Here is an 11,831-nt window from a genome sequence, read left to right as displayed (position 1 = left end):
AGCAGCATGATCGATCAGAAGCTCCTAGAGATCCTCGTGTGCCCCATCGACAAGCAGCCGCTGGAGGATCACGGCGACTATTTGGTGAACCCAAGGCTGAACAAGGCCTATCCGGTGCAGGATGGTATTCCGGTCATGCTGGTCGACGAAGCCAAGGACTGGCCCATTAAGTAGAGCGCCGCGCTCTGGAAAGACAACACGTAATAGGGAACAAGGGAGCACCTACGTATGAGCAACACCACGAACATTATCGATGAACTGCAATGGCGCGGGCTGATCAACCAGTCCACAGACCTGGAGGCATTGAAGGAAGCCGCAGAGAGCCCGATCAGCTTGTACTGCGGTTTTGACCCGACGGGAAGCTCGCTGCACGCTGGCCACCTCGTGCCGCTGATTATGCTGAAGCGCTTCCAACGCTTCGGCCACCGTCCCATCGCGCTGGCCGGTGGCGCGACGGGAATGATCGGTGACCCGCGGGATGTCGGAGAGCGCTCCATGCTCTCGGAAGAGCAGATCGCAGAGAATATGCAGGCAATCAAGGACCAACTTGAGGCCTTCGTGGACTTCACTGAGGCGGGCGAGTCCGCAATCCCGGCGGTTATGGTGAACAACGCGGACTGGACTAGCCAGATCAACGTCATCGAGTACCTACGCGATATCGGTAAGAACTTTTCGCTGAATACCATGCTGGACCGCGATACGGTCAAGCGCCGCCTGGAATCCGACGGTATTTCCTACACCGAGTTTTCCTACATGCTGCTGCAGGCAAACGACTTTGTGCACCTGTACAAAGAGTACGACTGTGTGCTGCAAATTGGCGGTGGCGACCAGTGGGGAAACATCGTTTCCGGCGTCGATCTGAATCGTCGCGTGAATGGTGCGAAGGTCCACGGCCTGACGGTGCCGTTGGTGACAGATGCCGAGGGCAATAAGTTTGGCAAGTCCACCGGCGGCGGCAAACTGTGGCTGGATCCACAGCTGACCAGCCCGTACTCCTGGTACCAGTACTTCATTAATGCTGGCGACGCGGTGGTTATCGACTACCTGCGTTGGTTTACCTTCCTCACTCAGGAGGAGATCGCAGAGCTGGCACGCAAGGTAGAGGAGGAACCCCACAAGCGTGAGGCGCAACGCGTATTGGCACGGGAGATGACCACCCTGGTGCACGGCGAGCAGGCCACCGAAGCAGTGGAGCTGGCTTCCCAGGCGTTGTTTGGTAAGGCAGAGCTGCAGGATTTGGACGAGGCCACGTTGTCTTCCGCATTGCAGGAAACCGAGATTGCCGAGGTCGGCCCAGAGGCAACGATTCTGGATCTGCTGGTTGAGGCGGGACTGGAAAAATCAAAGGGTGCTGCGCGCCGCACCGTGGGCGAGGGCGGCGCTTACGTGAATAACCAGCGCATCGAGGACATCGAGTGGTCGCCGAATTCCAACGATCTGCTGCATGGTTCGTGGCTCGTGTTGCGTAAAGGCAAGAAGCGTTTCGCCGGAGCACGGGTTGTGAATCCTTCCTAGGAGCGTCAGCTTAGCTGTTAACTGATCCCTTGGTAATCGCGTTTTGCGCTTTTACCTGGGGATTTGTGTGTTTTTCGGGGTTGGGTGTAACTTTATCGAAGTCGCCGAGAGGTAGCCGGTTGGTTACTTTTGAGTGACTTTTTGTACTGACTTGATTCAAGGATTTGACTTGGTTCAGGTTGTTGGGTAAGTTGGTACGAGCCGCCGCTGAGAGGTTAACGTTTGGTTAACTTTCTTGTGGTGTGTGGATGTTGTTTGAGAACTCAATAGTGTGCCAATGTACTTATTTTTTATTTTTGTGTGCATGGTTGTGTGTTGATTGGTCTGTTGGCCGGCAAGCCTAGTGTGCTTGTTGGTTGGTGTGTGCCGGTAAGGTGTTGGAATACGCATCTTTTTGAATACTGTTTAGTGTTTCGGCTGCATTGATGGATTGGTTGGCATGTGATTGTGTTCAACTTTTTGTCTCCCTTTTTTGTGCCCCGTCGGGTTGGGGAGGCAGTGATTTTTCTTTGTAGTAATTTTTGGACGCCAGCATGGGCCTGCTTTTGTGGGTTTGTGGTGGTTTGTTCTTTTGGTTAGGTTTGGGCTTTTCACGGCCTTTTCAGGATTTTGTTGTTCTGAAATTTCTTTTTGTGGAGAGTTTGATCCTGGCTCAGGACGAACGCTGGCGGCGTGCTTAACACATGCAAGTCGAACGGAAAGGCCCTGCTTGCAGGGTACTCGAGTGGCGAACGGGTGAGTAACACGTGGGTGATCTGCCCTGCACTTCGGGATAAGCTTGGGAAACTGGGTCTAATACCGGATAGGACCGCACTTTAGTGTGTGTGGTGGAAAGTTTTTTCGGTGTAGGATGAGCTCGCGGCCTATCAGCTTGTTGGTGGGGTAATGGCCTACCAAGGCGGCGACGGGTAGCCGGCCTGAGAGGGTGTACGGCCACATTGGGACTGAGATACGGCCCAGACTCCTACGGGAGGCAGCAGTGGGGAATATTGCACAATGGGCGCAAGCCTGATGCAGCGACGCCGCGTGGGGGATGAAGGCCTTCGGGTTGTAAACTCCTTTCGCTAGGGACGAAGCTTTTTGTGACGGTACCTAGATAAGAAGCACCGGCTAACTACGTGCCAGCAGCCGCGGTAATACGTAGGGTGCGAGCGTTGTCCGGAATTACTGGGCGTAAAGGGCTCGTAGGTGGTTTGTCGCGTCGTCTGTGAAATTCTGGGGCTTAACTCCGGGCGTGCAGGCGATACGGGCATAACTTGAGTGCTGTAGGGGTAACTGGAATTCCTGGTGTAGCGGTGAAATGCGCAGATATCAGGAGGAACACCGATGGCGAAGGCAGGTTACTGGGCAGTTACTGACGCTGAGGAGCGAAAGCATGGGTAGCGAACAGGATTAGATACCCTGGTAGTCCATGCCGTAAACGGTGGGCGCTAGGTGTGAGGGTCTTTCTACGACTTTCGTGCCGTAGCTAACGCATTAAGCGCCCCGCCTGGGGAGTACGGCCGCAAGGCTAAAACTCAAAGGAATTGACGGGGGCCCGCACAAGCGGCGGAGCATGTGGATTAATTCGATGCAACGCGAAGAACCTTACCTGGGCTTGACATACATCAGATCGCTGCAGAGATGTAGTTTCCCTTTGTGGTTGGTGTACAGGTGGTGCATGGTTGTCGTCAGCTCGTGTCGTGAGATGTTGGGTTAAGTCCCGCAACGAGCGCAACCCTTGTCTTATGTTGCCAGCATTTGGTTGGGGACTCATGAGAGACTGCCGGGGTTAACTCGGAGGAAGGTGGGGATGACGTCAAATCATCATGCCCCTTATGTCCAGGGCTTCACACATGCTACAATGGTCGGTACAACGCGCTGCGACACTGTGAGGTGGAGCGAATCGCTGAAAGCCGGCCTTAGTTCGGATTGGGGTCTGCAACTCGACCCCATGAAGTCGGAGTCGCTAGTAATCGCAGATCAGCAATGCTGCGGTGAATACGTTCCCGGGCCTTGTACACACCGCCCGTCACGTCATGAAAGTTGGTAACACCCGAAGCCGGTGGCCTAAACGTGTTAGGGAGCCGTCGAAGGTGGGATCGGCGATTGGGACGAAGTCGTAACAAGGTACCCGTACCGGAAGGTGCGGGTGGATCACCTCCTTTCTAAGGAGCTTTTATTAGGCTGCAGTTGCAGCCATGACCCACAGTTGTGGGTTGCCCACTGTTGTTTGATGGTGGGTTGGTGGTTGAGTAGGCGAGTGTTCTGCTGCCACCATTGTTGAATCCGGGTAGGAGACACACCTTAATCAGCAGGGTCTAAGTGTTGAGACAGTGCTTTGTGACATGCGTAAAAGTGTCCATGCATACAGGAAGTAAAGTTGATTGGTAAGTCGTTGGTGCATTGTTGGGTGTCTGGGGCATTATCCCCTTTTTTGTGTGCCTGACTGGTTGATGAGCATCGTTTGTTGTGGTGGTGTTTGTTGCTGGTTGGGGTGTTGTGTGAGAACTGTATAGTGGACGCGAGCATCTCACATGATGCCGCCTGCTTATGTGGGTGGTGTTGTGTGTGTGATGTGATTTTTCTTTTTGTTTATTTTGTCAAGTTCACTTGTTGCCACTGCATACGGATTGTGTGACCTTTGTGTTGTGTGGTTTGTGTGTGGTGGTTGGTGTGTTCGTTATTTAGGGCGCATGGTGGATGCCTTGGCATGCTGAGCCGATGAAGGACGTGTAAGGCTGCGTTAAGCCTCGGGGAGTTGTCAATAAAGCGTTGATCCGAGGATGTCCGAATGGGGAAACCTGGCCCTGGTTATGTGGGGTTACCCTTCAGTGAATTCATAGCTGTTGTGGGGGTTACGCGGGGAAGTGAAACATCTCAGTACCCGTAGGAGGAGAAAATAATAATGATTCTGCTAGTAGTGGCGAACGAACGTGGATGAGGCTAAACCGTGTGCATGTGATACCTGGTAGGGGTTGTGTGTGCGGTGTTGTGGGGCCTGATTTTGTGTCATCTACCAGTGGCACGCCCTTTTTGCATTGTTGTTAGGTGAAGTGGTTTGGAATGATCTGCCGGAGTAGGTGAGAGTCCTGTAGCTGAAGATGATGATGTGGGGGTTGTTGGGTGCCCGAGTAGCAACGGGCTCGTGGAATCTGTTGTGAATCTGCCGGGACCACCCGGTAAGCCTAAATACTCAGTGTGACCGATAGTGGATAGTACCGTGAGGGAATGGTGAAAAGTACCCCGGGAGGGGAGTGAAATAGTTCCTGAAACCATGTGCTTACAATCCGTCAGAGCACCTGTTTGTGTGTGATGGCGTGCCTTTTGAAGAATGAGCCTGCGAGTCAGCGGCATGTCGCGAGGTTAACCCGTGTGGGGTAGCCGTAGGGAAACCGAATCCTAATGGGGTGTTTAGTGGCATGTCCTGGACCCGAAGCGGGGTGATCTACCCATGGCCAGTGTGAAGCAGCTGTAAGAGGTTGTGGAGGCGCGAACCCACGTAGGTTGAAAACTGCGGGGATGAGCTGTGGGTAGGGGTGAAAGGCCAATCAAACTCCGTGATAGCTGGTTCTCCCCGAAATGCATTTAGGTGCAGCGTCGCATTTAGCTTGGTGGAGGTAGAGCGACTGGTTGGTTGAGCGGGACTACAATCTTAGCAATGTCAGCCAAACTCCGAATGCCATCAATTGTGTTGTGCGGCAGTGAGACTGTGGGGGATAAGCTTCATAGTCGAGAGGGAAACAGCCCAGATCGCCGGTTAAGGCCCCTAAGGGTGTACTAAGTGGAAAAGGATGTGGGATCGCGAAGACAGCCAGGAGGTTGGCTTAGAAGCAGCCATCCTTGAAAGAGTGCGTAATAGCTCACTGGTCGAGTGGTTCTGCGCCGACAATGTAGTGGGGCTCAAGTACACCGCCGAAGCCGCGGCAAGCAACAATTTTTTGTTGTTTGGGTAGGGGAGCGTCGTGCATGGGTGGAAGCGTTACCGTGAGGAGGCGTGGACTGTGTGCGAGTGAGAATGCAGGCATGAGTAACGAATTGTAAGGTGAGAATCCTTACCGCCGGATGACTAAGGGTTCCTGGGTCAAGTTCGTCTTCCCAGGGTGAGTCGGGACCTAAGGCGAGGCCGACAGGCGTAGTCGATGGATAACCAGTTGATATTCTGGTACCCGTACATGTGCGCCCATGATAAAGCACGGATACTAACCACTGCGGATACGCTACCTTTGCACTCTTTGAGTGTTGGTGGTGTTGATGTCGTGGGGCCTGATGTGTGGTTCAAGTGATGGGGTGACGCAGTGAGGTAGCCGCGCCACTTAGTGGATTGGTGGTGTAAGCGTGTAGGCCGTGTGGTAGGTAAATCCGCCACACATTGTGGTTGAGGCGTGATGCGTAGACCCAAAAGGGTTGATGGTGGTGATCCTGTACTGTCGAGAAAAGCCTCTAGCGAGTGTGTGTATGGCCCGTACCCTAAACCGACACAGGTGGTCAGGTTGAAGATACTAAGGCGTTCGGGTGAACTGTGGTTAAGGAATTCGGCAAAATGCCCCCGTAACTTCGGGAGAAGGGGGGCCCTGTGACGTGAAGACCCTGTGCGGTTGGAGTGTTGTGGGGTCGCAGAGAATAGAGGGAAGCGACTGTTTATCAAAAACACAGGTCCATGCGAAGACGTTAAGTTGATGTATATGGACTGACGCCTGCCCGGTGCTGGAAGGTTAAGAGGACCGGTTAGTTAACGTTTGTTAGCGAAGCTGAGAATTTAAGCCCCAGTAAACGGCGGTGGTAACTATAACCATCCTAAGGTAGCGAAATTCCTTGTCGGGTAAGTTCCGACCTGCACGAATGGCGTAACGACTTCTCTGCTGTCTCGACCACAGGCCCGGTGAAATTGCATTACGAGTAAAGATGCTCGTTACGCGCGGCAGGACGAAAAGACCCCGGGACCTTCACTATAGCTTGGTATTGGTGTTTGGTTCGGTTTGTGTAGGATAGGTGGGAGACTGTGAAACCGTCACGCTAGTGGTGGTGGAGTCGTTGTTGAAATACCACTCTGATCGGATTGAGCATCTAACCTTGGCCCATGATCTGGGTTGGGGACAGTGCCTGGTGGGTAGTTTAACTGGGGCGGTTGCCTCCCAAAATGTAACGGAGGCGCCCAAAGGTTCCCTCAGCCTGGTTGGCAATCAGGTGGTGAGTGTAAGTGCACAAGGGAGCTTGACTGTGAGACAGACATGTCGAGCAGGGACGAAAGTCGGGACTAGTGATCCGGCACCTACTTGTGGATGTGGTGTCGCTCAACGGATAAAAGGTACCCCGGGGATAACAGGCTGATCTTCCCCAAGAGTCCATATCGACGGGATGGTTTGGCACCTCGATGTCGGCTCGTCGCATCCTGGGGCTGGAGTAGGTCCCAAGGGTTGGGCTGTTCGCCCATTAAAGCGGCACGCGAGCTGGGTTCAGAACGTCGTGAGACAGTTCGGTCTCTATCCGCCGCGCGCGTTGAAACTTGAAGAAGGCTGTCCCTAGTACGAGAGGACCGGGACGGACGTACCTCTAGTGTGCCAGTTATCCCGCCAGGGGTATCGCTGGTTGGCTACGTACGGAAGGGATAACCGCTGAAAGCATCTAAGCGGGAAGCCTGTTTTAAGATGAGGTTTCTTTTGAGGTCCCCTAAAGACTATGGGGTAGATAGGCCAGACTTGGAAGCACTGTAAGGTGTGAAGGCTACTGGTACTAATTGACCAAAACAAACACACCACAACAACCCAAACACTGTTTGGTTATGTTGGGTGGACTTGTTCTAGCGAGTAAACAAACAAGAAAACACATTATCGTGTGTGTCGCGTCCACTATGCAGTATCTGACACAACACCCACACAGTGGTGGGTAGTGTTCTGATAGGTTTGTCGGTGGTTCATAGCTACAGGGAAACGCCCGGTCCCATTCCGAACCCGGAAGCTAAGCCTGTACGCGCTGATGGTACTGCAACCGGGAGGTTGTGGGAGAGTAAGTCACCGCCGACACCAAACAACAAAACAACAAAATAGTGTTTATACGGTAGTCCCCGAAAGACCATCACCCTGATTCGTTGGGGTGGTTGGTGTTTCGGGGACTACTTGGTGTTTTACCCCCGTTGGTATTTGCGACGTGTACTCTGTCGAGCTGGGGGAATGCGTGGTAGGTGTCGTGGTGTTACCCCCTACTGTCAGGTGTGGTGGATAGGGTGAATCCGTGTTAGACGAAAACACATTCGACACTTTTAAGGGTGTAGTACACCCCGGGGGATACGGTTACGATGACAAGTAGCACACCACCAGCTACCACCAGGCACGAGCCAGTTGGCGACACCACGCTGGGGAATACCCGTAAAGCCGGCGAGCCACTGGACTACGACACCAACACTGATCCTGATACCAACACTGATCCTGATTACGACTCTGATGGTGAGGCTGTGGGGGAGGTACCGGTAGTCTTTTACGCCACCAACACACCCGGCAATCCTATTGCCGCAGTTGGAGCACACGCCCGGAAGAACTCCTGGTTTTTCTATCAGTCACTGTTGCCAGACCTCGACGACGACGTTGACTTGACACTGACCAGCCTGGCTAAAGATTTAGGCTTAACCTACAGCACCCTGTCGGGGATTATTCGCGCACACTTCCGCATGTAAGAACTACCGCTAGTGCCAGCCACTGGGGTTGCCCGCAAATCGTGGACACGTAGTGGAGCTACCTAGTGGTTAGGCAGCTATTTCTTTTCTGCTGGTGGTTAAACCAATCTGGTTCTCGAAGTCGACGGGGCTGACCATCCCGAGTGCGGAGTGCCGGCGCCGACGGTTGTAGACGGCTTCAATCCAGTAGGCAACGGCCTGACGCGCAGCATCGCGGGTTGGCCAGCGCTTCCGGTCGTAGAACTCGGTCTTAAGCGTCGACCAGAACGACTCAGCCATCGCATTATCGAAACACACCCCAGTACGCCCCACAGACTGAGCAACACCTAGGTTGCGGCACACCTCCCAGAGCTGCTCGCTGGTAAATTGTGTTCCCCGGTCGGCGTGAAACACCAGCCCGTCAGGAACGTCACCACGGAAGTGTATGTGCCATCCGCAGTGCTCGTTCGACCAGGAATGTATCTTGCACGCTATCCATAGCCCAGCCCAGCACCCTGCGGGAATGACCATCGCAAACTGCGCATAAGTACAACCAACCCTCGCCGGTTCGCAGGTAGGTAATGTCTGACATCCATACTCGATTGAGCTCGCCGGTATCAAACATGCGCTTTACCAGGTCAGGAAGACTCGACTTACGTTTAGATTGAATCGTTGTCGCTGGGACGAAAGCACGCGGTGAAATTCCTTCAATCCCCATCAGGCGCATCCGCTTAGCCACAGTCTTGCGGTTAAGAACAATCTGGTAGCGCTCACCTAGTTCTGCGGTGATTCGCGGGGCACCGTAGACCTCGTTGGAGTCTTTCCAGATCTGATGAATCTTGCGATCAACATCATCGTAAAATGCTGCACGATCATCCTTACCGGATAAGCGTTGCTGCTGCATATGGGCCCATTTGTAGTATCCAGACCGAGATACCTTCAACAAGCGTGCCATGCGCTTGATACTGAAATTCGCCTTGCTCTGGCTGCATTAATTCGAACTTTTCTGATCGCGTTGCCTTAAAGCGAAGAAGGCTGTCGCTTTTGACAAAAACTCGTTATCCATCTTGGCTTCTGCTAATTCACGGCGCAGACGAGCATTTTCAGCACGAAGATCAGCCTCGCTTAGCCCATCAGAGGATCCTCGACGCTCACGCTCATTTTTCACCCACCGACCTAAAAGGCCAGGTGCGACACCAATTTCTTTCGCTACATGAGCAATCGGGCGTTCTGACTCGATTACTAGGTTTGCGGCTTCACGCCGGTACTCCGGCGTGTATTTCTGGCGTTGTTGACTCACAATGAACATCCTCTCTTACGGACACAAGATCCGCACTAATCGGGTGTCCACTAAACGAGGGTAACCTCACGCTCACATCTAGAGCGTCGTGGGGTTGCCCGCAAATCGTGGACACGTAGTTAAGCTGCTTAGGGGTTAAGCAGCGGCCTTCTTATTACCATTTTGATCAGCGAGCTGGGCTTCGAAATCGACGGGGCTTACCATCCCGATGGACGAGTGGCGACGGCGCCGGTTGTAGACAATCTCAATCCAGCGAGCCACCGCCTTCCGGGCTTCGTTGCGGGTTCGCCATTTCTTCCGATCGTAAAATTCGGTCTTCAATGTCGACCAGAACGACTCGGCCATCGCATTGTCAAAGCAGACACCAGTACGGCCGACCGATTGTGCAATCCCTAGTTCTTGACAGACCTGCCACAGCTGTTCGCTGGTGAACTGGGTACCACGATCGGCGTGGAAGACCACGCCGTCGGGTACTTCACCACGCAGGGTGTAAGCCATGCGCAGTGCACGTTCAACTAGGTAAGAATCCTGCACACTATCCATGGACCAGCCTAGGACTCGGCGGGAGTGTCCATCGCGGATAACGCATAGGTACAGCCAGCCCTCATTCGTGCGTAGATAGGTAATATCCGACATCCACACTCGATTAAGCTGCCCTTGATCAAATAGGCGTTTCACTAGGTCTGGAAGCGTTGACTTCCGCTTGGATTGAATCGTCGTTACGGGAACAAACGCCCTGGGTGAGATGCCTTCAATACCCATCATCCGCATGCGTTTGGCCACGGTTTTGCGATTCACATAGACCCCACCCTCGGCGAGTTCTGCAGTAATCCGTGGGGCACCGTAGACTTCGTCAGAATCTTCCCAGATGTCATGAATTTTCCTGTCTAACTGGTCGAGGAATCTCTGACGCTGATTTTCACCACGAAGCCGTACTGCTTGAGCCTTTTGCCATTTATAGTAGCCAGAACGAGAAACCTCTAATAACCTGCTCATTCGTTTGATGCTGTAGTTCGCCTTCTCCTGCTGCATTAGCTCAAATTTTTCCGATCGCGTTGCTTCGCAGCGAAGAAGGCGGTGGCTTTTGACAAGAACTCATTATCCATCTTGGCCTCAGCTAACTCACGACGCAGGCGAGCGTTTTCGGCTCGTATATCGGCATCACTGCGGCCATCTACCGAGCCTTGGCGTTCCCGCTCAAGTTTGACCCACCTGCCTAAAATTGTGGCTGATACGCTAATTTCCTTAGCCACATGAGCGATTGGGCGCCCAGACTCAATGACCAGTCTGGCGGCCTCCTGCCGGTACTCCGGGGTGTACTTCTTCCTTGACGAACTCACAATGAACATCCTCTCCTACGGACACAAGATCCGCACTAATCGGGTGTCCACTAAACGAGGGTAACCTCAGTCGGGGCGGTGGTCTTTGTCTTTAGTTGTCTTTATCGTTCTTGTCACGAGGAATATCTAGGAACTCATGCGAGGCAACGTTTACCAACTTTCTAAGTGAATCCTCCATCTTCGGGCCTATCGCATTCATTTCCATAGCGACCACCCCAACTTCCCCTTGACCCCTACGTTCAGCGTCTAATAATTCCCTGTACTCCTCGTTAGTGCTGTCCATTAAGTGGCGAATCGCCATCTTTACTTGCGCGTTGGAAACCTCAAGTTCTGCAACATTAAGCGCACGTACAATTGCGCGGTAAAAGGATAGTAGTTCTGTGCCTTTATCAATGTAAATGTCCAATTCAGAAACATCTTGGTCGGTTGGTATACCCACTCGTAAGTTACCAAGCGGGGGAAATTCTTCCTTGACAACAGATATGCAGTCGGCCACTGCCCGGCGTTGCCGTGTCCAATCCTCACGCCGTAGTTGTTCGCGCCGTTCCCGTTCCCGTCGGTCGTCGTCGGCCTTACGCCTAGCGTCCTCGGCCGCTTGGTCGTCTTTGCGCCGTTGGTCGGCCGCCGCTTGGTCGGCACGACGCCGCTTATCAGCCGCGCGGTTGTTCCACCACGTCGTGACAAGGACACCTACAAGGGCAACGAGGGCAACCAACAACGACACGCCACTTTGAGAGGTGAACCACGAAAAGAAAGCTTCCATGAGACAAGCATAGAGGCGTTGGCCCCTACCCAGACCCCACCGACGCCCGTTCAACGCCTTAAATCGCGTTTCCCACCTGCATGTTTGCAACCCAAGGCGGTGGCAGTGTCACTAATCGACTTACCCCCACAAGGGTTTACACCAATCCACTGATTAGCAACCTCGTCACCCTCTGCCAACACCACCACAACATCAAAACCGACAAACGCGTCCACTACATCATTGACCCGGTCACTGGCACCATCGCCTGGCTACACACCGACGGCACCTACCACATAGACCACC

5 protein-coding genes, 3 rRNA genes and 1 pseudogene are annotated in these 11,831 nt (G+C 53.4%); 6 read left to right on the top strand and 3 right to left on the bottom strand.

Going from position 1 to position 11,831, the window contains the following annotated elements; all coding sequences use genetic code 11:
• The first annotated feature begins 6 nt into the window (after nucleotides 1-6).
• The 6 genes from ACP8KU_RS05935 to ACP8KU_RS05910 all read left to right on the top strand — a co-directional run bounded on the left by ACP8KU_RS05935 (nucleotide 7) and on the right by ACP8KU_RS05910 (nucleotide 8,164).
• Entirely contained in the window at nucleotides 7-174 is a 168-nt protein-coding gene (locus tag ACP8KU_RS05935) for a Trm112 family protein (protein ID WP_023017904.1), read from the top strand.
• Between the two features lie 54 nt (nucleotides 175-228).
• The gene (tyrS, locus tag ACP8KU_RS05930; protein ID WP_484483439.1) at nucleotides 229-1,515 is read left to right on the top strand and encodes a tyrosine--tRNA ligase; all 1,287 of its coding nucleotides are present in this window, start codon (nucleotides 229-231) and stop codon (nucleotides 1,513-1,515) included.
• Nucleotides 1,516-2,144: 629 nt separating this feature from the next.
• Nucleotides 2,145-3,662: ribosomal RNA gene (locus ACP8KU_RS05925) — 16S ribosomal RNA — on the top strand.
• 508 nt (nucleotides 3,663-4,170) lie between these two features.
• A 23S ribosomal RNA gene (locus ACP8KU_RS05920) occupies nucleotides 4,171-7,250 on the top strand.
• Between the two features lie 149 nt (nucleotides 7,251-7,399).
• Nucleotides 7,400-7,517 (top strand): 5S ribosomal RNA (gene rrf, locus ACP8KU_RS05915).
• Together the 16S, 23S and 5S rRNA genes form the textbook arrangement of a ribosomal RNA operon.
• Nucleotides 7,518-7,789: 272 nt before the next feature.
• Nucleotides 7,790-8,164, top strand: a complete 375-nt coding sequence (locus ACP8KU_RS05910; RefSeq protein WP_484483438.1) for a hypothetical protein — start codon at nucleotides 7,790-7,792, stop codon at nucleotides 8,162-8,164.
• A 69-nt stretch (nucleotides 8,165-8,233) separates the two neighbouring features.
• Here ACP8KU_RS05910 and ACP8KU_RS05905 read toward each other — a convergent pair.
• The 3 genes and pseudogenes from ACP8KU_RS05905 to ACP8KU_RS05895 form a co-directional block, all read right to left on the bottom strand.
• Nucleotides 8,234-9,452: pseudogene (locus tag ACP8KU_RS05905) on the bottom strand (IS3 family transposase).
• Nucleotides 9,453-9,578: 126 nt separating this feature from the next.
• Nucleotides 9,579-10,792 (bottom strand): IS3 family transposase gene (locus ACP8KU_RS05900; RefSeq protein ID WP_484483437.1). Its coding sequence is split into 2 segments (ribosomal slippage): nucleotides 9,579-10,519 and nucleotides 10,519-10,792, totalling 1,215 coding nucleotides; the frame shifts between segments, so codons are not numbered across the junction.
• An 82-nt stretch (nucleotides 10,793-10,874) separates the two neighbouring features.
• Nucleotides 10,875-11,546, bottom strand: a complete 672-nt coding sequence (locus tag ACP8KU_RS05895) for a phage holin family protein (RefSeq protein ID WP_023017559.1) — start codon at nucleotides 11,544-11,546, stop codon at nucleotides 10,875-10,877.
• Nucleotides 11,547-11,831: the final 285 nt, after the last annotated feature.

It is taken from the genome of Corynebacterium sp. LaCa_282, assembly GCF_057198125.1.
This window is presented reverse-complemented; position numbering and strand designations above follow the sequence as displayed.